Annotated in this window: 18 protein-coding genes; 11 read left to right on the top strand and 7 right to left on the bottom strand. The window is 67.8% G+C overall.

Annotated features, from left to right (window positions below; translation table 11 throughout):
- Nucleotides 1-33: 33 nt before the first annotated feature.
- On the bottom strand, nucleotides 34-696 hold the full coding sequence (locus ACMAUO_RS07605; RefSeq protein WP_420356313.1) for a response regulator transcription factor: 663 nt from the start codon (nucleotides 694-696) through the stop codon (nucleotides 34-36).
- Nucleotides 693-1,700: a sensor histidine kinase gene (locus ACMAUO_RS07600; protein ID WP_420356312.1), complete on the bottom strand. Its 1,008-nt coding sequence runs from the start codon at nucleotides 1,698-1,700 to the stop codon at nucleotides 693-695. The genes ACMAUO_RS07605 and ACMAUO_RS07600 overlap by 4 nt, the downstream gene beginning before the upstream one ends.
- Nucleotides 1,701-1,981: 281 nt before the next feature.
- On the opposite strand from ACMAUO_RS07600, the gene ACMAUO_RS07595 reads away from it, so the two are divergent.
- On the top strand, nucleotides 1,982-4,444 hold the full coding sequence (locus ACMAUO_RS07595) for a TonB-dependent receptor (RefSeq protein ID WP_420356311.1): 2,463 nt from the start codon (nucleotides 1,982-1,984) through the stop codon (nucleotides 4,442-4,444).
- Between the two features lie 143 nt (nucleotides 4,445-4,587).
- Here ACMAUO_RS07595 and putA read toward each other — a convergent pair whose 3' ends face one another.
- Nucleotides 4,588-8,310 (bottom strand): bifunctional proline dehydrogenase/L-glutamate gamma-semialdehyde dehydrogenase PutA, encoded by a 3,723-nt coding sequence (gene putA, locus ACMAUO_RS07590; protein WP_420356310.1) that lies wholly within the window; start codon nucleotides 8,308-8,310, stop codon nucleotides 4,588-4,590.
- A 120-nt stretch (nucleotides 8,311-8,430) separates the two neighbouring features.
- Between putA and ACMAUO_RS07585 the strand changes: the two genes are divergently transcribed.
- Nucleotides 8,431-9,129: a GntR family transcriptional regulator gene (locus tag ACMAUO_RS07585; RefSeq protein WP_420356309.1), complete on the top strand. Its 699-nt coding sequence runs from the start codon at nucleotides 8,431-8,433 to the stop codon at nucleotides 9,127-9,129.
- A 36-nt stretch (nucleotides 9,130-9,165) separates the two neighbouring features.
- On the opposite strand, the gene ACMAUO_RS07580 is transcribed toward ACMAUO_RS07585, so the two are convergent.
- Entirely contained in the window at nucleotides 9,166-10,110 is a 945-nt protein-coding gene (locus ACMAUO_RS07580) for a hypothetical protein (RefSeq protein WP_420356308.1), read from the bottom strand.
- 315 nt (nucleotides 10,111-10,425) lie between these two features.
- Between ACMAUO_RS07580 and ACMAUO_RS07575 the strand changes: the two genes are divergently transcribed.
- The 4 genes from ACMAUO_RS07575 (at nucleotide 10,426) to ACMAUO_RS07560 (ending at nucleotide 13,336) form a co-directional block, all read left to right on the top strand.
- Nucleotides 10,426-10,995: a cytochrome b gene (locus ACMAUO_RS07575; RefSeq protein ID WP_420356307.1), complete on the top strand. Its 570-nt coding sequence runs from the start codon at nucleotides 10,426-10,428 to the stop codon at nucleotides 10,993-10,995.
- Nucleotides 10,995-11,132, top strand: coding sequence for a hypothetical protein (locus ACMAUO_RS07570; RefSeq protein ID WP_420356306.1), 138 nt, complete (start codon nucleotides 10,995-10,997; stop codon nucleotides 11,130-11,132). Before ACMAUO_RS07575 ends, ACMAUO_RS07570 begins: the two co-directional genes overlap by 1 nt.
- Nucleotides 11,133-11,257: 125 nt before the next feature.
- Nucleotides 11,258-12,721: a xylulokinase gene (gene xylB / locus ACMAUO_RS07565; RefSeq protein WP_420356305.1), complete on the top strand. Its 1,464-nt coding sequence runs from the start codon at nucleotides 11,258-11,260 to the stop codon at nucleotides 12,719-12,721.
- Between the two features lie 57 nt (nucleotides 12,722-12,778).
- Nucleotides 12,779-13,336 (top strand): DsbA family protein, encoded by a 558-nt coding sequence (locus ACMAUO_RS07560; RefSeq protein ID WP_420356304.1) that lies wholly within the window; start codon nucleotides 12,779-12,781, stop codon nucleotides 13,334-13,336.
- Nucleotides 13,337-13,707: 371 nt separating this feature from the next.
- On the opposite strand, the gene ACMAUO_RS07555 is transcribed toward ACMAUO_RS07560, so the two are convergent.
- Both ACMAUO_RS07555 and ACMAUO_RS07550 read right to left on the bottom strand, forming a co-directional pair.
- The gene (locus ACMAUO_RS07555; RefSeq protein ID WP_420356303.1) at nucleotides 13,708-13,881 is read right to left on the bottom strand and encodes a hypothetical protein; all 174 of its coding nucleotides are present in this window, start codon (nucleotides 13,879-13,881) and stop codon (nucleotides 13,708-13,710) included.
- A 111-nt stretch (nucleotides 13,882-13,992) separates the two neighbouring features.
- A complete protein-coding gene (locus ACMAUO_RS07550; protein WP_420356302.1) occupies nucleotides 13,993-14,775 on the bottom strand; it encodes a S24 family peptidase in 783 nt (260 codons plus the stop codon).
- Between the two features lie 86 nt (nucleotides 14,776-14,861).
- Here ACMAUO_RS07550 and ACMAUO_RS07545 point away from each other — a divergent pair, with 86 nt between their 5' ends.
- From ACMAUO_RS07545 to ACMAUO_RS07525, 5 genes are all read left to right on the top strand, one after another.
- Nucleotides 14,862-15,140: a hypothetical protein gene (locus tag ACMAUO_RS07545; protein WP_420356301.1), complete on the top strand. Its 279-nt coding sequence runs from the start codon at nucleotides 14,862-14,864 to the stop codon at nucleotides 15,138-15,140.
- Nucleotides 15,121-15,393, top strand: coding sequence for a hypothetical protein (locus ACMAUO_RS07540; protein ID WP_420356300.1), 273 nt, complete (start codon nucleotides 15,121-15,123; stop codon nucleotides 15,391-15,393). The genes ACMAUO_RS07545 and ACMAUO_RS07540 overlap by 20 nt, the downstream gene beginning before the upstream one ends.
- Nucleotides 15,394-15,538: 145 nt before the next feature.
- Nucleotides 15,539-18,064 carry a topoisomerase gene (locus ACMAUO_RS07535; protein ID WP_420356299.1) on the top strand — a complete coding sequence of 842 codons (2,526 nt, stop codon included), beginning with the start codon at nucleotides 15,539-15,541 and terminating at the stop codon, nucleotides 18,062-18,064.
- 1 nt (nucleotide 18,065) lies between these two features.
- Complete coding sequence (locus ACMAUO_RS07530) at nucleotides 18,066-18,671, top strand: cupin domain-containing protein (RefSeq protein ID WP_420356298.1); 606 nt, start codon at nucleotides 18,066-18,068, stop codon at nucleotides 18,669-18,671.
- 89 nt (nucleotides 18,672-18,760) lie between these two features.
- Nucleotides 18,761-19,354 carry a hypothetical protein gene (locus tag ACMAUO_RS07525; protein ID WP_420356297.1) on the top strand — a complete coding sequence of 198 codons (594 nt, stop codon included), beginning with the start codon at nucleotides 18,761-18,763 and terminating at the stop codon, nucleotides 19,352-19,354.
- 66 nt (nucleotides 19,355-19,420) lie between these two features.
- On the opposite strand, the gene ACMAUO_RS07520 is transcribed toward ACMAUO_RS07525, so the two are convergent.
- Nucleotides 19,421-20,104: a TetR/AcrR family transcriptional regulator gene (locus ACMAUO_RS07520; RefSeq protein WP_420356296.1), complete on the bottom strand. Its 684-nt coding sequence runs from the start codon at nucleotides 20,102-20,104 to the stop codon at nucleotides 19,421-19,423.
- Nucleotides 20,105-20,205 lie beyond the last annotated feature (101 nt).

Here is a 20,205-nt window from a genome sequence, read left to right as displayed (position 1 = left end):
GGTTGCCTGTCCGGCGCGAGGGGCCGGCGCCCGCTATGCCGGCGTGGGGTAACGGCTGACCGACTGATCCCGGACGGCAAGCCTCTCGCCCAGGCGCACCAGGTCGGCCAGCGACTGGGCGCCCATCTTGCGCATGACATGCGCGCGGTGGAGCTTGATCGCCGGCAGGCTGAGGGACAGGTGGCCGGCGATCTGCTTGTTCATCAGCCCGGCCACCACCAGCGCCATGACCTGGCGCTCGCGATCGGACAGGGTGGCGTAGCGTTGGCGGATATCGTCCGGGCAGGGCGCGTCGGCCTGTGTGCGGGACCAGTGCTCGAACGCGCGGGACACGGCGGCGAGCAGGGTTTCGTCGTCCAGCGGCTTGGCGAGGAAGTCGATCGCGCCCGCGCGCATGCCCCTGACGGCCATGGGAATATCGCCATGGCCGGTCATGATGATGACGGGAATGCCGCAGCCGGATTCGGCGAGTGCGGCCTGGAATGCCAGGCCGTCGATGGTGCCGAGCCTGACATCGAGGATCAGGCAGCACGGGCCGGCCGGAAGGGCGGCGCGGAGAAAATCATCCGGGTCGGCATGGGTGGTGACGGTATGGCCGGCCGAGCGCAGCAGGCTGTCCAGCGAGGCGCGCATGCCGGCGTCATCGTCGATCACGATGACATGGCCGGCCGGTTGCGGCGGCGTGGCGTGCGTCATGAGGCGATCTCCACCACCGGCAGGCGCACCGTGACGACGGCACCGCGCGGGGTGGCGTTTCGGGCCTCGATCGTGCCGCCGTGAGACAGGGCGATGGTGCGGCAGATCGCCAGCCCCATGCCCATGCCCGATGCCCTGGTGGTGACGAAGGGCGCGAAGAGGTGATCGGGATCGAGATGCGGGAATCCCGGCCCCGAATCCTGGATTTCCAGGCGGATCGTCCTGGGCTTCGACACGTCTTCGGTCAGGGTCATGGTGATGAGTCTCCGGTGCTCGGTCATCGTCTCGAGCGCCTGGATGGCGTTCAGCATCACGTTCATGACGATCTGCTGGATGGCGATCCGGTCGCCGGTGATGGTCGGAAGATTGGGGGCGGCATGCCGGCGCACGTCAATGCCGCGCGTGGCCAGTTCGGAGCGCAGCAGAAGGAGTGTGTCTTCGATCAGGGAGGGGAGGTCCAGCCGGGCATGGGCGAGCGGGGCCTTGCGGGTGAGATCGCGGACGCGGCTGATGATGGCGGCGGCGCGGCTGCTGCTGGCCCTGATCTGTTCGAAGCAGGCGATGGCCTCGGGGAGGTCGGGCCGGTCGCGGCGGAGCCACCGGCCGCCCGATTGCGCGAAGGTGGCGATGGCCGACAGCGGCTGGTTGACCTCGTGCGCGATCGAGACCGTCAGGTGCCCCAGCGTGGCGATGCGGTCGGCATGCGCCAGCAGCCGGACCTGTTCGGCCAGCGCATCCCTGGCCTGCCGGTTGCGGGTGGCAAGAATCGTGACGACGACGGTGGCGATGATGCCCAGGGCCAGCCGGGCATACTGGCCGTCGAAAGGTTCGCCGTAATGGAGGAGGGTGAAGGATGTGCATTCGAGAGCGACGCATGCGCCGCCCACGGCGTGAAGCATGCGCGGCGTGCAGCGGTCGGCAACCAGCACGACGACCAGAACATACAGGACACCGAACGCATCATGGGACGGGAACAAGGTAATCGCGAAGATGAAAACCGACATTATGGCTGCGATGAACCAGTACCAGCGCCCCATGCCTCAAGAGAGTCCTCCGGCTCGGCAGTTTTCGGATGCTTTTGCGGTCGGCCCGGCGTCTGGGTGCCGGGGCCGTGTCGCACGCGATGTTCCACGTGACACAGAACGTCTTCGTGTATCATAACATTTCTGGCTGGAATTGGGAACCTATACCTAAGTTTATGATCTTTATGCTGTTTGTGCAATTGTGAGTGATTCTCATTCGTGTTCTTAAGGCACCACCTAACCGTGGTTGCGAGAACGAGAGAATGTCCAGTCCATTGATCCGCCGCCGTGTTCATCCCGCGCCGCTGATGGCGGGGTTTGCGTTGCTCTGTTCCGGATTGCAGGTCGGTTCGGCCGAAGCCGGCACCGATGGCGAGGCGGCGGCGAACGCGAAGCATCATCGCCATGCCGGGCGCAGGGCGCATGCCGGGGGCCATCATCCCGCCGGGGAGGTGCCGGTGGCGGACCATCAGGCGACCGAGGCCGTGCCGCCGCGTGCCGACGGGGTTGTGCCGGCGCGGCCGGTGAACGGCCAGCCGCTGGACCAGGCGGGGCGGAACGCCACGACGGAAGAGCATGTGACGGTGATCGGCAGCCGCATGAACATCCTGCACGAGGATATCGGCCTGAGCCGGATGCCGCAGGATGTGATGCATACGGCCCAGACCGTCAATGTCGTGCCCAAGCTGCTGATGGAACAGCAGAATGTGAAGTCGCTGGAAGAGGCGCTGCGCAACGTGCCCGGCATTACCGCCTCGGTCGGCGAGGGGGAAGGCGGGATGAGCGGCGATCAGTTCCTGATCCGCGGCTTTCAGGCGCAGAACGATATCTATGAGGACGGGCTGCGGGATTTCGGCGTCTATAGCCGTGACAGTTTCGACTACGACCATGTTTCGGTGATCAAGGGCCCGTCGTCGGAAGTGTTCGGCAACGGCACGACGGGTGGCGCCATCAACATGGTGACCAAGATGCCGCATCTGGGGAACAGCTATGGCGGGCAGTTCGGGGGCGGTTCGGCCTCCTATTACCGTGGCACGCTGGATGTGAACCAGCAGATCGGCGAATCCACCGCCGTGCGGATTGCCGCCATGGGCAACGAGAACGACGAGGTGGGCCGCGACAGCGTCTATTCGCATCGGTGGGGCATCGCACCGTCGATCGCGTTCGGGCTGGGCAAGCCGACGACGCTGACGATCGAGTATTTCCACCAGACCGACAACCGGGTTCCCGATTACGGTGTGCCGCTGCTGAAGAAGCCGGGGACGAGCGTTTCGCGGCCCGCGACGGCGTTCGGCCTGAACCGGAACAACTGGTATGGCACGCAGTACGATCAGGATGCCACGAACGTGGACATGCTGTCGGCGCATCTGAAGCATGAGATGAACAGCCATATCTCCTTCTACGACGATCTGCGCGGGGGGATGTACGAGCGGTACTTCTCGGCGTCGCAGGAAAGCTGCGATGCGACCTGCAATACGGATTATTTCACCGATCCGTCGGCGGCGATGGTGGACCGTCGCGGGCATCTGGGGGGGCCCGAGCCCTATCAGCAGAATGACTGGTCGGTGCAGAATGTCTTCTCCACTATCGCGAAGTTCAATACCGGTGCACTGAGGCATCAGATCATCGCCGGGTGGGACGTGGCGCATATCTATGACCGGCGTACCAACTATGCCTATAATTACAACGGGCAGAACGGAACGCAGGCGGATATGACCAACCTGCTCAACCCGACCAACAATGTGCCCGGCCTGCTACTGGGTAGTAAGGGTCAGTATAGCTACGACCTGGTGAATATCAGCGGCGTCGGGCGGGCCCTGTACAAGACCGGGTCCGCGACCGATGTGGGGGCCTTCTTCTCGGACCAGATCTGGTTCACGCCGAAATTCTCGGCGCGCGCGGGGTTCCGCTGGGACCATTGGGACAGCCATTATGCCGCCAATGAGGGGATGGTCGGCGACGGGGTGTCCTACGGGCAGAATCAGGACACATACAATCCGACCGTCAACCTGATGTATACGCCTGACGACAATACGATGCTCTATTTCAACTGGGCGAAATCGACGACGCCGCTTGGACTTTACGTGACCAACAGTTCCGAGCCGCTGAAATCCTCGACCGAGGGGTTCAAGCCCGAGACCAGCAGCCTTTATGAAGTCGGCGCGAAATATAACGCCTTTCACGGGCGGATGGGCTTTACCGTTTCGGCGTTCCGGCTGGAAAAGGGCAATTCGCTGCTGACGGACCCTTCGACGGGGGATGTGACGTCATCGAGCGACCGGCAGCGGAACCAGGGGTTCGAACTCAGCGCGTCGGGCGAGATCCTGAAAAACTGGAACGTGATCGCGACCTATGCCTATTACGACGCGAAGACGATCGCCTCGCTGACGGCGGTGGATGTGGGCAAGCGCATTCAGTATGCGCCGAAGAATTCGGCGACGTTCTGGACCACCTATACCGCCGGGGCGAATACGCCGTGGAACGTGACGTTCGGTGGCGGGCTGACCTGGCGGCAGGGCGTGTGGCTGGATGCGGCCAATACCGCGCGGGCGCCGTCGACCGTGGAATGGGATGCCATGATCTCGCACAGCTTCCTCAAGCACTGGCGCGTGCAGATGAACGGCTACAATCTGGCCAATCGCCTGAACTATTCCAATCTGTTCAGTGACCGCATGACGCCTTCGACGGGCCGGGCGTTCCTGTTCAATCTTTCGGCGACTTACTGACGAGGGCTCTTCTTTTTCTGAAGAAAAAGAAGCAAAAAGACTTTTATCCGTTCAGGAGCCTTCGCGTGTGCAGGCACAAGGCTCCTGAACGGATCAGAAGTTTTTTGGTTCTTTTTTTCAAAAAAGAACAGAGACGCGCTCTCTCATGAGGCATCCAGCGTCATCAGCGACGCATTGCCGCCGGCGGCGGTGGTGTTGGTGCTGACCAGGCGCTCTTCCAGCAGCCATTCGGGCAGCGGGCCCTGTGGCGTGAGGGTGTGGAGCGTCACCACCGGGCCGTTATCAAGGGCCTGGAGGACCGTTGCCAGGCCGGGGAAGTCCGGTTCGGCGAGGATGGTGGCCGGTGGCGGGCTTGCCAGTGCGGTCAGGGATGCGAGGTCGGGCACCGTGCGGATATGCGGGCGCAGGGCGGCGGGCAGGTCGGCGGTCCAGGCGGTGGCGGGGCCGGCCAGCAGGACCACGCTGTTGCCGGCGGCCAGCGCCATGCCGGTGGCGCGGCGGGCGGCGGCTTCCGAACCGGTCAGGCACAGCACGCTGCCGCGCGGTTCCAGCGACCAGAGATTGGTTTCGCCCACCGGGCCGGGCATCGGCACGCGCAGCCCGTGCAGGGGCTGGCCGGTGACGCCGTCCGGATAGCCGGCGCCGGCCGAGAAGGCCTGCCAGTCGCGCGCGGCCTGGGGCAGGTGGCCGGGGCGGGCGTCCTGCCGGTCGGCGGTGGCGGGCGGGGGGGGCGTGAAGGCCGGGCAGGTGGCCAGCAGGCGGCGCAGGATCAGCGGGCCGCCGGCCTTGGGGCCGGTGCCGGACAGGCCGCGCCCGCCGAAGGGTTGGACGCCGACCACGGCGCCGATCGTGTTGCGGTTGACGTAGAGATTGCCGGCCGCGATGCGGCTGGTGACGTGGTCCACGGTTTCGGCGATGCGGGTGTGCAGGCCGAAGGTGAGGCCGTAGCCGGTGGCGTTGATCGCGTCGATCAGGCGGTCGAGATGTTCGCGCCGCCAGCGCAGGACGTGCAGGACGGGGCCGAAGACTTCGCGGCCGATGGTGGCGATGTCGTCGATCTCGATCAGGGTGGGGGGCAGGAAATGGCCGCCGGGCACCGCGTGCGGCGTGGCGGGGGACCAGACGCGGCAGCCGGCGGCGCGCATGCGCGCGATATGGGCGGCGATGCCGGCGCGGGCGTCCTCGGTGATGACGGGGCCGATATCGGTGGCCAGGAGGGCGGGGTCGCCCACGCGCAGTTCGTCCATCGCGCCGCGCAGCATCGCCAGCATGGGTTCGGCGCAGTCATCCTGCACGCACAGGATGCGCAGGGCGGAGCAGCGCTGGCCGGCGCTGTCGAAGGCGGAGGCGATGACGTCGGTGACGACCTGTTCGGCCAGGGCCGAGGAATCGACGATCATCGCGTTCTGGCCGCCGGTTTCCGCGATCAGGGGCACCGGCTGGCCGTTGGCGCTGGTGCGGCCGGCGAGCTGGCGGGCGATCAGGCGCGCGACCTCGGTGGAGCCGGTGAACATCACCGCGGCGATGCGTGGGTCCGCGACCAGGGCCGCGCCGACATCGCCGCCGCCGGGCAGGAGTTGCAGCGCGCCGGCGGGGATGCCGGCCTGATGCAGCAGGGCGACCGCGCGGGCGGCGACCAGCGGGGTTTCCTCGGCGGGCTTGGCCAGCACCACGTTGCCGGCCGCCAGCGCGGCCGAGACCTGGCCGAGGAAGATGGCCAGCGGGAAGTTCCAGGGGCTGATGCAGACGACCGGGCCGAGGGGGGTGTGCGTGGCGTTGTTGAAACCCTGCCGGATGGTGGTGGCGTAATAGCGCAGGAAGTCCACGGCCTCGCGGATCTCGCCGACCGCGTTGGGGTAGGATTTGCCGGCTTCGCGCACCACCAGGGCGATCAGTTCGGCGTGGTGGGCTTCCAGCAGGTCGGCGGCTGCTTCAAGGCACGCGGTGCGCGCGGCGGGGGGACGGGCGGACCAGTCCGGCTGGGCGGCCACCGCGAGCGCGACGGCGTGGGGTGCCTGGGCGGTGTCGGCGAACCGCACGGTGCCGGGGGCGTCGTCCGGGCGGGCCGGGTTGGGAACCGGCTGCGGCGCGGTGGTGGGGGCGGTGCCGTCGGCCAGGAGGGGGGCGGCCTGCCAGTGCTGGGGGGCGGATTCCATGGCGGTGGCCAGGGTGGCCAGGGACGGTTCGTCGGCGAGGTCGAGGCCGGCGGAATTGCGGCGGGTGGTGCCGAACAGGGCCGGGGGCAGGGCGATGCCGGGGTGCGGGGCGCCCACCGGAAGGCCGCCTTGCGCCGCCAGGTCGCGCGCCGTCCGCACCGGGTCGGCGATCAGGGTGTCCAGCGGGATGGCGCTGTCGCCGATCTGGTTGACGAAGGAGGAATTGGCGCCGTTTTCCAGCAGGCGGCGCACCAGATAGGCCAGCAGCGTCTCGTGCGAGCCGACAGGGGCGTAGATGCGGCAGGGGCGGTCGAGATTCTTCGTGCCCACGACGTGGTCGTAGAGCCCTTCGCCCATGCCGTGCAGGCACTGGAATTCATATTTCCCGTGGTGGAAATCGGGGCCGGCCAGTGTGTGGATGGTGGCGACCGTGCGGGCGTTGTGGGTGGCGAACTGGGGGAAGATCGCGTCGGGCGCGCCCAGCAGCAGGCGGGCGCAGGCAATGTAGCTGATATCGGTATGGGATTTGCGGGTGTAGACGGGGAAATCGGTCTGGCCGTCGAGCTGGGCCTTCTTGATCTCGCTGTCCCAGTAGGCGCCTTTCACCAGACGGACCATGATGCGGCGGCCGGTGTCGCGCGCCAGGGTGATGATCCATTCCAGCACCGACGGCGCGCGCTTGCCGTAGGCCTGCACCACGAAGCCGATGCCGTTCCAGCCCGCGAGGTCGGGGTGGCGGCACATGCCCTCCAGCAGGTCCAGCGACAGGTCCAGCCGTTCGCTTTCCTCGGCGTCTATGTTCAGGCCGATATCGTAGCCGCGCGCCAAGCGGGCCAGACGGACCAGCACCGGGAGCAGTTCGGCCATCACCCGCTCGCGCTGGGCGCGGGCGTAGCGGGGGTGGATGGCCGAGAGTTTGATCGACAGGCCGTTGCGGTCGTAGATGTCGCGGCCGCCCTGGGCCTGGGCGGCGCGGCCGATGGCGTGGATGGCGGTTTCGTAGTCGCGGCAGTAGCGGGCGGCGTCGGAATCGGTCAGTGCGGCTTCGCCCAGCATGTCGAAGGAATAGCGGAAGCCGCGATCGTGGCGGGGCTGGCTGGTGCGCAGGGCGCCCTCGATCGTCTCGCCGCAGACGAACTGCTCGCCCATCATGCGCATCGCGACATCGACCGCGCGGCGGATCAGCGGTTCGCCGCCGCGCGCGACCAGGCGCGTGAGCGTGCCCGCCAGGCCGTGCTGGCGCTCGGGCGTGACCAGGTGGCCGGTGACGACCAGCCCCCAGGCGGCGGCGTTGACGAACAGCGAGCGGCCCCGGCCGACATGCGCCAGCCAGTCGCCGGTGCCGATGCGGTCTCGGATCAGCGCGTCGCGGGTGGCGATGTCGGGGATGCGCAGCAGGGCCTCGGCCAGGCACATCAGGGCCACGCCCTCCCGCGAGGACAGCGAGAATTCCTGCACCAGCGCCTCGACCCCGCCGGGGCGGCGGCCGTCGCGCAACGCGCGGGCCAGGCGCCGCGCGGTGGCTCCGGTCTGGGCCGCCAGGTCGGGCGACAGGGTGGCGCTGTCGATCAGGGCGCCGACGCATTCGGCCTCGGGCCGGCGCAGGTGGGCCGCGATGCGCGTGCGGGCCGCGTCGCGGGGCGGCAGGGCGCCTTGCAGGGCGGCGGTTGGGGGGAGAGGCGCGGAAAGGGGGATGGACCGGGATGTCATGGGACCGCTTGCCGATGATAAGACGAGGGGGAAAGACAGGAATACCGTTCCCGTATCATATCGTATATGATTCGCAAGATAATATATGATCTGTCGGGTCGCGAAGCAGGGAGGACAGCCATGCTGCCAGAGAGCATCTTCATGAGCGCGCAGCAGGAGACGCGCGGCCTGGCGTCGGAGCGCGTGAGCAATGCGCTGCGCGAGGCGATTCTGGACGGGGTGCTGGTGGATGGGCAGTCGCTGCCGCAATCCGAGTTGGCCAGCGGATTCGGGGTCAGCACCATTCCGGTGCGTGAGGCGCTGAAGCAGCTTGAGGTCGAGGGGCTGGTGCTGTTTCAGCAGAATCGGGGTGCCACGGTGACCGGGCTGTCGGAAGCGGACATCATCGATTTCTCCGAGATCCGGGCGGCACTTGAGGAAATGGCGGCGGTGCAGGCGGTGCGGCGCATGACCCGCACGGACCTGGCGCGGATCGAGGATGCGTACGAGGCCTTCGTGGCCGGGACCAGCGAGCAGCCGGAGGGGATGGCGCGGTCAGGGGCGCTGAACTGGGCGTTTCATGGCGCGATCTATCAGGCGGCGGGGCGGCCCCGGTTGCTGGAGATGATCGAGGGCGTGCATCGCCGCGTCGATCGCTATATCCGGGCGCATCTGGAAATCGCGGGGCGGAAGGCGGTGACGGACGAAGAGCATCTGGCGCTGCTGGAGGCCTGCCGGCGGCGAGACGAGGCGGCGATCGGGCCGTTGACCCGCCAGCATATCCTGGATGCGGCGAATGTTTCGGTCGATGTGTTGCGCCGGAATCGCGCGGGCAGCTAAGGGTGCACAGAGTGTCCGGCCGATGATCCCTGGCTCTTACGGGTGAAGGGCGCGGCTTCGTTCTCTCCGTGCTTCCACGAAGGCGGTGGAGGTGTGGGCGAACTTGCGTGCCTGCCAGTGATGGTAATCTTGCAATAAAGTTCCTGAAATCCACGGGCCTTTTTCGTCTTTTCCGAAGTTTCCCGCGGACTGGACCTTGGCGAGCAGCCGGGCCACGTTGGCGCGCGATGTGCCGTAGCGCTGCGCCATGGCGCTCGCGCTGTCCATCTCTATGGGAATCCGGTCGGCGGGTCCCTTATCGAGCGGCCCGATTCCACGGGTCATCTCATTCAGGACGGATATGCCGATCGTGGTGTTGATGAGGGGGGCGATCGAGGCGGGCGGTGTATGGTAGGCGCAGTCGGTCATCATTTTTCGTGCGAAAATCGGATGCATATGGGTCAGGATTTTCGGATCGGCCCGCGTGGCATCGGCTCTGCCGGCGCCGTCGAGCAGATCGACCCCGCCGAGATTGATGCCGAGATAGATATAGAACATCCGTTCGGAAAATGCGGTCATGCGGTAGGCACGATTGCGGCGGTTCTTGTCGGGCAGGGCTTCTATATAACCGAGCGCCTCAAGCTCCTTCAGGAAATTCGTGACCGTATTGGGGCTGGCCATGCCCGTAATCGATACTTCCCGGTAAAGATTGGTGGCCGTCATGGGAGGGGTCGCCGGATCGATCTGGTGCGAGAAGTGCAGCGCGAGCGCACCATGTGTCAGGACCCACCGCCGCATATCCGCGACATAGCGCACTTCCCGTTGCATCTGTTTGTGAATGGCCAGGAGGGCCTGGTTGCTGAAGGCCAGGCAATCCATGAACCTCGGCATCGTGGCGAGGGTATCTGCATTGTAGATCGGGGTGTCGCGCGGGGGTGTTGCAGTGCCGGCCTCTTTTTCGGCGGCATTCGTTCCAGAGCGTTCGGCCAGCTTGGTCGTCATTCTATTGCCTCAATCCCCGGGAAAGGGCGGTTTGTAGCATTTTTGGCGATGTTGCGGCAGCCTTCCTGATGCCTGCCCGCCGATCTCGACCAGAACGGGTTCGGCAACAGGGGCCTTTGGTAATCTGTCGCCGACGATCGGATACCGACGGAGGGCGTGGCCGTTCCTGATCTGGCCGGCAGGCGCGGGTGCTGACGGTCCTGTCAGCATGGACGCGCGTGTCCGGTTCATGCTTCTGTCAGGCGTTCCCGAAATGACGGTTTCATGGAGTCCTGTCTTCGGGAGGGTGTTGGGCCGGACAGGGAGCGTGGTGCCATGGACGGGATGGGGATGCCGGGGCCGGTTGGCGAGGTCGTTGCGCCGGTCCGCTACAGTGTCGAGACACGGTGGCTGCACTGGTCGTGCGCGTGGCTGGTCGTTGCGCAGTTCGGGCTGGGGGAAATGATGCATCGGGTGCCGCAAGGGCTGCGGGGGTCGGTCGTGTCGGCGCATCTGTCGCTGGGGGTATTGCTGGCGGCGCTGTTCGTGACGCGCATCGTCTGGCGGGTGACCGGGGGGCGGGCGATCCGCTTTCCGGCTGGCGAGGGGCTGGCCGGGCGCGCGGCGGGGGCGATGCATGGGCTGCTGTATCTCGTGCTCGGGGTGGTGATCGCGCTGGGTTATCTGGCCCGGTGGTCGGGCGGGCGGCCGGTGACGGCGTTCGGGGCCGTGATCCGCTCGCCGTTCGGGCCGATGTCGCAGGCGACGCATCATCTGTTCGGCAGCGCGCATGGCTGGCTGGCCTGGGCGATCGTGATCCTGGCGGCCGGCCATGTGGCGGCGGTGCTGTATCATGCGCGGGTGCTGCGCGACGGCGTGCTGCGCCGGATGTGGGGCAGGGCCTGATGCGGACGGGTGCGCGGATGATGGCGTTGGCCCTGCTGCTGGCGTTGGCGGCGTGCGGGGTGCGGGACGGCAGGGGGCATGGCCATCGTGCGTCCGGGCCCTATCTGGATGGCGGCGCGGGGTATGGCGCGCCGTGACGCCGGGGTAAGGCGACGCGGGCTGGTTCGGTAATCTCGGTGATTTGAACGGGGGATTCCGTATTTTGTGCCGGAGGGGGCGCTTGCGCTATCGTCGGGACAGGGCACCAGCAGGGAGCGGGACGATGTATATCGGCATTGACGCGGGAACGTCCGGGATCAAGGCGGTGCTGGTCGATGACGGCCAGGTCGTGCTGGCCACCCGGACCGAGCCGCTGACCAGCCAGTCGCCGCATGCGGGCTGGAGCGAGCAGGACCCGGAGGCCTGGTGGACCGCTTTGCTGGCCGCCATCGATGCCCTGTGCGACAGCCATCCGCGCGCGGTGGCGGCGGTCAGGGGGATCGGCCTGTCGGGGCAGCAGCATGGCGCGGTGCTGCTGGACGATGGCGGGCGGGTGCTGCGGCCCTGCATCCTGTGGAACGATGTGCGGGCCAGCGCGGAGTGCGCGGTGTTCGAGCAGCGTTTTCCCGACAGTCGGGTGGTGACGGGGAATATCGCCATGCCCGGCTTTACCGCGCCGAAGCTGCTGTGGGTGGCGCGGCATGAGCCGGACATTTTTCGCGCCACGCGGCATGTGCTGCTGCCCAAGGCGTGGCTGCGCTATCGGCTGACCGGCGAGATGATCGAGGAGATGTCCGACGCTTCCGGCACGTTGTGGCTGGATGTGGGGCGCCGGCAATGGTCGGAGGCGGCGCTGGCGGCGACCGGGCTGTCGCTGGAGATGATGCCGGCGCTTTGCGAGGGGACGGATCGGGCGGGAGTGTTGCGCCGCGAGCTGGTGGAGCGGTGGGGGATGGATGTGCCGCCGGTGCTGGCCGGCGGGGCGGGCGACAATGCAGCCGGGGCCGTGGGGCTGGGGGCGGTGCGGCCGGGCGATGCCTTTGTCTCGCTGGGGACGTCGGGGGTGGTGTGGGCGACGACCGACCGGTTCCGGCCGGGGCCGCGCGCCGCGATCCATGCCTTCTGCCATGCCGTGCCGGGGATGTGGCACCAGATGGGGGTGACGCTCTCGGCGGCGTCCTCGCTGGCCTGGTGGGCCTCGGTCGTGGGGCGGAGCGAGGCGGAATTGCTGGCGGAGTTGCCGGAGGTGATCGCGCGGCCGTCGGGGCTGCTGTTTCTGCCTTATCTTTCGGGGGAGCGGACGCCGCATAACGATGCCGCGATCCGGGGGGCGTTTATCGGGCTGGAGCGGGGCACGAGCCGCGCGCAGATGACGCAGGCGGTGCTGGAGGGCGTTGCGTTTTCGCTGCGCGATGCGCTGGACGGGCTGGGCGGGGCCGGGTCGGTGCTGGAGCAGGCCGATGTGATCGGGGGCGGGTCGCGCAGTGCCACGTGGCTGGGGATCCTGGCGTCCGTGATGGGGATTCGCCTGCATCGTCTGGCGCATGGCGAGCAGGGCGGGGCGTTCGGCGCCGCCCGGCTGGCGCGGCTGGCGGTGACGGGGGAGGACGTGGCGGCCGTGTGCCTGCCGCCGGAGCGGGTGGAGGAGATCGCGCCCGATGATGCCTTGCAGGCGGCCTATGGCGCGGTGCTGCCGCGTTATCGGGCGTTGTATCCCGCGTTGGCCGATCTTGCGTCCGTGTCATAGGATTCGGGGGTGAGCGGCGGCCGTGTCGGGCTGGTCGGGAGAGGGAGGAATGAGGCGATGACGCAGGTGAGGGGCTGGCGGGCCGATCCGCTGGTGTGGGGGCACGGGCCCCGGCTGTTCGAGATGTTTCTTGAGCCGACCTGTCCTTTCTCCGTCCGCGCTTTCGGCAAGATGGATGCGTTTCTGACGGCGGCGGGGGAGGATCGGGTGACCGTGCGGCTGACGATGCAATCGCAGCCCTGGCATATGTATTCCGGTGTGGTGACGCGCTGCGTCATCGCGGCTTCCACGCTGCCGGGCGGCAGGGAGAGTGCGCGGGCGGTGCTGGCGGCCGTTGGGGCGCATCGCGAGGCATTCGAGTTCGCGCACCATTGCGGCGGGCCGAACATGGATGCCACGCCGAGGCAGATTATCGCCCGGCTGGAGGAGTATAGCGGCGTGGCGCTGGCGGAGGCGTTCGCGATCGTGGATCTGGACCGGGAGATCAAGCGCCATTGCCGCTATGCGCGGCAGAACGGCATCCATGTCTCGCCGACCTTCATGATCGACGGGCTGGTCGATCCGGCGATCGGTAGTGGGGATGCGGTTGCGGACTGGGTTGCGCGGTTGGGTTGAAACCCGAGTTTCCGGGCGGCCTGTGGGCCGCCCGGTGTTCCATAGAGCCTGACCGGAAATGTGGGCTGGTGAGCGAGAGTGCCGCGAAGCGGCACGGCCGTCGTGTGTTTTCGAGCATCGGAGCGGAGCGGCCTTGATGGCCGTGAGCACCGACGCGCAGGAAACGCGCGTCGGATCGCCACCAGCGCGCATTCGCGGTCAGGTTTTTAGAGGCTGTTTGAAAAGTCGGCCTGCCGAGCGAGAGTGCCGCGAAGCGGCACGGCCGTCGTGTATTTTCGAGCATCGGAGCGGAGCGGCCTTGATGGCCGTGAGCACCGACGCGCAGGAAACGCGCGTCGGATCGCCGGCAGGGTGACTTTGCAAACAGCCTCTCAGAAGCGGTGGTGGTAGTAGTCGCCTCGCCACCCGCCGCGATCGTCATACCAGCCGTAATGGCCGCCGTGATGGCCGCGATGCCAGCCGCGATAGGGCGGGCGCTCGTAGGCGCAGGCCGCCAGCGTCAGGACCGCAAGCAGCGCGCAGGTGGAACGGATCAGTCTGGTCATGCTCGGGCTTCCTTCCCTCTGATCTCATTCGTCGCCGGATTGGCGCGTCGGGTCAGGCTGACGGGGAATCGTGGCGGCTTGGGGGCGGAAACGCCCGACCGGGCGCCGGGATCATTTCCAGACCCATTTTCCGACCACGCGGCCGTTGATATGCACCTCGTCCAGCGCGCGGGTGTAGGTGGGGTAGCCGGGGTTGATGCTCATGATCTGGACCATGACCGGATCGGTGGTGCCGTAGACGATCTCCAGCCGTTTCAGCACCAGGCCGAAGCCGTCCCACAGCACATAGACGCCGGGGGGTGAGGGCGTGCGGTGCGCGGTATCGACCAGCACCCGCTCGCCGGCCTGATAGTCGGGCTCCATGCTGTCGCCCGCGACGCGCAGGACCACCAGGGCTTCCGGGCTGTCGGTAAAGGCGCTGAGGAAGCGGCGGGGCAGGAACCAGTGATCGACCGGCTGGGGGCCGTCCTCGACCGCCATGTGGCCGGGCAGGGCGCCGGGGCCGGCCTGCGGGGCCACGTTATATTCGGGAATGCGGAACAGGCCCTCGGCCGGCGGCGGATCGCGCTCGACCGGTGCGGCGCCGAACGGGGCGCGGGGGGTGGCGAAATGCGGGCGGCGCGGCGCGGAATCGCCGGTGTCGGGCAGGGCGCCGGGGGGCAGGGGCTCCCAGTTCGGGTCCGCGTCGTCGCGGAACACGTTGGCGCTGACGGCGAAGCGGCGGGCCAGGGCCTCGCGCACGTCCTCGGGCAGGCGCTGGGGGGTGCCCTTGTGGATATATTGCTGGAGATAGGCGTGGTTGCGCCCCAGCGCGAGGGATTCCGCCTTCAGGTTGCTGCCGGCCTCGGCGATCAGCCTGAGCAGCGCGTAGCGGGAGGGGGTCAGGACCGACATGACCCTATTATGCCGAGCGGAATAGGGAATTCCCAATAGGATATATCCTCTTGACGGCAGGATTATGCCTATTATTGTGCCTATCCATGCGGACTGATCCTGTTTCCCTTTCCTATCGGCCTGATCCCCTGCTGGGGATGATCGAGCGCTTCCTGTCCGAAAGCGGCCTGTCGGCGACGGCTTTCGGCGTGCTGGCGATGAAGGACCCGCGCTTCGTCCATGAGATGCGGACGGGGCGGGAGGTGCGGCGGGCGACGCGGCTGCGGGTCGTGGCGTGCATGCGCGATGCCCGGGCGCGGGGTGGGGGAAATCGGCCGGTCTGCCCGACGGAGTCTGGGGGGCGGGATGAGGCCATCGAAATATGACTGGGCGCGGCTGGATCCGCAGGTGGATGCGCTGCTGGCGAAGGGGCTGCGGGTGACGCAGGTGGCGGAGGAGCTGGAGATGCGGGTGCAGACCATTCGCGACCGGCTGAGTTATCGCCGCCGGGCGCCGAGGGCCGGGATGAAGCGGGTGGCGCCGAAGCTGATCGACCGGACGTGCCTGAATTGCAGGGGCGCGTTCCAGGTAGCGTCACCGTTTTTGCGTTTGTGCCCGACCTGCCGGGCCGAGTGCTGACACCTCAACGACCAGGGGTGAAGGGGACGACTGTCCCCTTCCGGGTGCAGGGCAGCGCCCTGCTGGAGGCTGTTTCAAAAGCCCCGCTGGCGGCGGCCTGACGGCGGGGCTTTTGAAACAGCCTCTGATAGAAGAAGGAAAGATTATGACGGGAACGGCAGGCATTCCGTTCGATGCGATCAACGCGGCGGCGCTGGCGAACTGGCCGGCGCTGGTGGCGGGCTGGCTGCCGGCGGGCCGGCGGCGGGGCGATGAATGGGTGGTGGGCGGACTGGACAATGCGCCCGGGCGGTCGCTTTCGATCAATCTGCGCACCGGGCGGTGGGCGGATTTTGCCGGGGGGCCGCGTGGGGGCGATCCGATCAGCCTGTATGCGGCGCTGCATGCGCGTGACGACCGGGTGCGGGCGGCGCGGGAGCTGGGGACTCTGCTGGGGGTGGAGACGGGCGTGCCGGTGCGGATTGCGGCGCCTGGGGAAGACGAGGATTGGCGGCCCGGGGTGCCGCCGCCGGGGGCGCCGATGCCGGACCTGGCGGGATGGGACCATGTCTATGCCTATCGCGACGCGGCCGGGCGGGTGATGCGCTATGTGGTCCGGCGCGATGCGACGGCGCATGCGCGCAAGCGGATCATGCCGCTGACCTGGGGCACGCTGCGGGCCGAGGGTGGGGAGCGGACGGGGTGGCATCCGCGCCATGCCGGCGTGCCGCGCTCGCTGTACGGGCTGGAGCGGGTGATGCGGGCGCGCACCGTGCTGGTGTGCGAGGGCGAGAAGGCGGCCGATGCGGCGCAGTGCCTGTTTCCGCGCATGGCGTGCGTGACGTGGACGGCGGGCAGCGGGCATGTGGGGCGGGCGGACTGGAGCGTGCTGGCGGGACGGCATGTAATTCTGTGGCCCGATCATGATGCGCCGGGGGCCAAGGCGGCGGCGGAGATTGCCGCCATCCTGGGCGGGATTGCCGCGACGGTGCGGCTGGTGGATGTCGGCGACCTGGAGCCGGGGGACGATGCGGCGGATCTGCGCGTGCCCGATGCGCGGGCGTGGCTGTGCGAGCGGGTGGGGCCGGTGCTGTGCGGCACCAGCGTGAAGCGCGCCGGGGCACGGGGCGGGCCGGCGGTGGCGCGGCGGGTGGCCGGGCTGGAGCCGATCGCGGTGCGGGGCGGGGAGATCGACCTGGTGGCCAGTGCCGGGGAGCGGGCGCTGGTGGCGGCCAATGCGCCGGTCTATCAGCGCGGTACCCGTCTGGCGCGGCCGGGGCGGCGGGAGGTGGCGGCGGCGGACGGGCGGCTGACGCAGGCGGCGTGCCTGATGGATGTCGGCGTGGCGGCGCTGACCGACCTGCTGTGCCAGGTGGTGGAATGGCGGCGGTTCGACCGGCGCAGCCAGGGGTGGAAGGCGATCGACCCGCCGGCGGCGGCGGCGCAGGTGATCCTGAGCCGGGCGGGGACGTGGCCGTTTCCCGTGCTGGCCGGGGTGATCACCACGCCGACGCTGCGGCCGGATGGATCGGTGCTGATGGCGCCGGGCTATGACGTGGCGACGCGGCTGTACCATGTGGACGATCCGACGCTGGAACTGAGCCTGCCGGAGCCGTCGCGGGCGGCGGCCGAAGCGGGGCTGGCGCTGCTGGAGGGGTTGCTGGCGGAGTTTCCGTTTGCCGCCGAGGCCGACCGGTCGGTGGCGCTGGCGGCGATTCTGACGACGGTGGCGCGGGGGATGATGCCGGTGAGCCCGCTCTTTGCCTTTCGGGCCAATGCGCCGGGGTCGGGGAAGAGTTTTCTGGTGGATCTGGCGAGCGTGATCGCGACCGGGCGGGTGTGCCCGGTGACCAGCGCGGGCGAGGATGTGGCGGAGATGGAGAAGCGCCTGACCGGGCTGCTGCTGGCGGGCTATCCCATCATGTCGCTGGACAATGTGAACGAGGAACTGGGCGGGGACCTGCTGTGCCAGGCGACGGAGCGGCCGATCCTGCGGCTGCGCGAACTGGGGGCCTCTTCCAGCGTCGAGATCGAGAACCGGGCGGTGATCTTCGCCACCGGCAATGCGCTGCGGGTGCGCGGCGACATGACGCGGCGGGCGCTGCTGGCGACGCTGGATGCCGGGATCGAGCAGCCGGAACTGCGCCGGTTCGCCCGCGATCCGGTGGCGGACATCATGGCCGATCGGGGGGCTTATGTCGCGGCGTGCCTGACGATCCTGCGCGCGTGGATGCGGAGTGGGGCGGTGGTGGACCTGCCGCCGCTGGCCTCGTTCGAGGGCTGGAGCCGGACCGTGCGGGCGGCGCTGGTGTGGCTGGGGCGGGCCGATCCGTGCCTGAGCATGCAGGCGGCGCGGGAGGACGACCCGGAGCGCGGCGAGTTGCGCGAGATGCTGGGCCTGCTGGCCGAGGCGGCGGGGGTGGGGCGGCATTGCGGGCGGACGGTGCGGGAGATCGATGATCTGTCGGCGCTGGAGCGGCAGGATTCCGCCGGGTATCGCGACGGGTTGCGGCACCCGGAGTTGCGGGATGCGCTGCTGCGTATTGCCGGCACGCCGGCCGGGCGGGTGAATTCGCGCCGGCTGGGGCGGTGGTTTCTGGCGCGGCGGGGGCGGGTGATCGACGGGCTGCGGATCGTGGAATGCGGGATGGCGCATGGTGGGGTGAAGCGTTGGGCGGTGGAACGGGTGTGATGTGCCGGCAACCCTGGCCGGTGGCGTGTCGTTGACCCCGATGGAAGCGGCCTGCCGGGGAGTGGTGCCCATGGGGAACGATCATCGGGTCAGGGGGCTGGCCCTGCTGGCGGGGGTGGTTTTCGTCGCGTGCCCGGTCTGGCCGGCCCGTGCCGGGAATGCGCCGCCGCATCCGACGATGTGGTACTGGCATAACTGGACCGATCATGACGGCATCAGCCACATGACGAAATGCCCGGTGCGGGATTTCGCGCTGAAGACGATGTCGGCGCCGGCCGGGCCGCAATGGCAGGACCGGCTGAAGAGCGGGCCGGCGCAGGTGATCTTTACCGTGCAGCCGGCGCACTGGGATGGTGCCTGGCATCCGGACCCCAAGGTGCAGTGGATCATTCCGCTGAAGGGCACATGGTACGTGACCGCCATGGACGGGCACAAGGTGGTGATGGGGCCGGGCGAGGTGTCGCTGGGAGAAGACCAGTTGAGCCGGAAGGACCCGCGGGGGCGTGTGGGACATGATGCGGGGAATGTGGGGGACGAACCGGTGGAATTGATGGTGGTGCAGCTGGAGGAGGCGCCGACGGTGGATCGGCCTTGCCGGTTCGGGTGAGGGGTGGAAGGCGGCCGGTGTTGGCGCGGGGAGGCCGGACGCCGTCAATGCCGTGGCGTTGCGGGTATCTTTTCAGGAGGAACGGCTGAATGATTGGCCCGCCTTTGCCTTCTCCGGAAATCTTTCAGCATGTGCGCATCATCATGGGAATGGTGGTGGGGTTGAGCGTTACGCGCCTGCTCAATGGTCTGGTGCGTATCATCCAGCATCCCGGACAGACGCGGATCTATCCGGTTCATATCGGCTGGGTTCTGACCTTGCTGCTGATGCTGGTGCATTTCTGGTGGTGGGAATTCTGGCTGGTCACGCTGCCGTCCTGGCGGTTCGAGACCTATCTGTTTCTGATCGTCTATGCGATCGTGCTGTTCTTCCTGAGCGCGTTTCTTTTTCCTGATTCGATCAGTGACTATGCCGGATATGAGGATTTCTTCATTTCGAGGAGAAGGTGGTTTTTCTCGTTCCTGGCGCTGACCGTTCTTTTCGACCTGGTCGATACGCTGATCAAGGGGCCGGCGCATTATGCCATGTTTTCGGCCGAATACTGGTTCCGGGTTCCGCTTTATCTGGTTCTTTGCGGTATCGCGATCGTTTCCGCCAGTCGCCGGTTTCATGTGGCCTTCGTCAGCCTCGGGCTGGTTTACGAGATTTCCTGGATACTCCGGCATTTTGAAACATTGAGCTGACGGCGGAAACGATCGGGATGCCGACGATCCGCGAGCCTGAACGCTCGTGACATGACGGGTTGCGCTTCAGGGGCGGCCCTGGGGCGGTGTCGGCCAGGCGTGCATGGCGATGCGGGCGATTTCGAGCAGTTTTTCCCTTGGGGCGCCGTCTCGGGCCTGGACGGCCATGCCGCGCAGGATGGCGCTGTAGAAGGCGGCGAGGGCGTCGGTGTCGGTGCCCGGGGGGAGGTCGCCGGCCTGGAGGCCCTGGCGGAGGCGGGTGGCGAGGGCGGCTTCGGACTGGGTGCGCTGGGTGGCCAGCAGATCGCGCAGGCGCGCCTGGGTAGGGGCGCACTGGGTGGCGGCGGCGGCGATCATGCAGCCGGTCGGCAGGTCGTCGCGGGTGAATTCGGCGGCGGCCGTCGTCAGCAGGCGTTCGAAAATGGCGCGGGTGTCGGCCCGGTCGGCTTGATCATTCAGGATGGTGAAGAACCATGCGGCGGCGACCTTCAGGTAGGTGTCGATCGCCTCCTGATACAGGGCCTCCTTGCCGCCGAACGCATTGTAGAAGCTCGACGGGCTGATGCCCATGGCGGCGATCAGGTCGTCGAAGCTGGTGCCGTCATAGCCACGGTCCCAGAACAGGCGCATCGCCGCGCACAGGGCCTGCGACCGGTCGAAAGCCTGCGGGCGGCCCCGGCCGCGCCGGGTGGCGGCGGGCGCGCTGGTCGGCGCGGTGGGCTGCGCGGCGGCAATTATTTTTGGTGTCATCGCTCCATAAATCCTTGAACGCGGGGATGCGTCTCTCAATATGCCTTATGTTGGAGCGGACGCTCCACATTTAAACGCAGCTATTTCGCACACCGGGCATG

The organism is Gluconacetobacter brunescens (genome assembly GCF_048695475.1).
Taxonomy (GTDB): domain Bacteria; phylum Pseudomonadota; class Alphaproteobacteria; order Acetobacterales; family Acetobacteraceae; genus Gluconacetobacter.
This window is presented reverse-complemented; position numbering and strand designations above follow the sequence as displayed.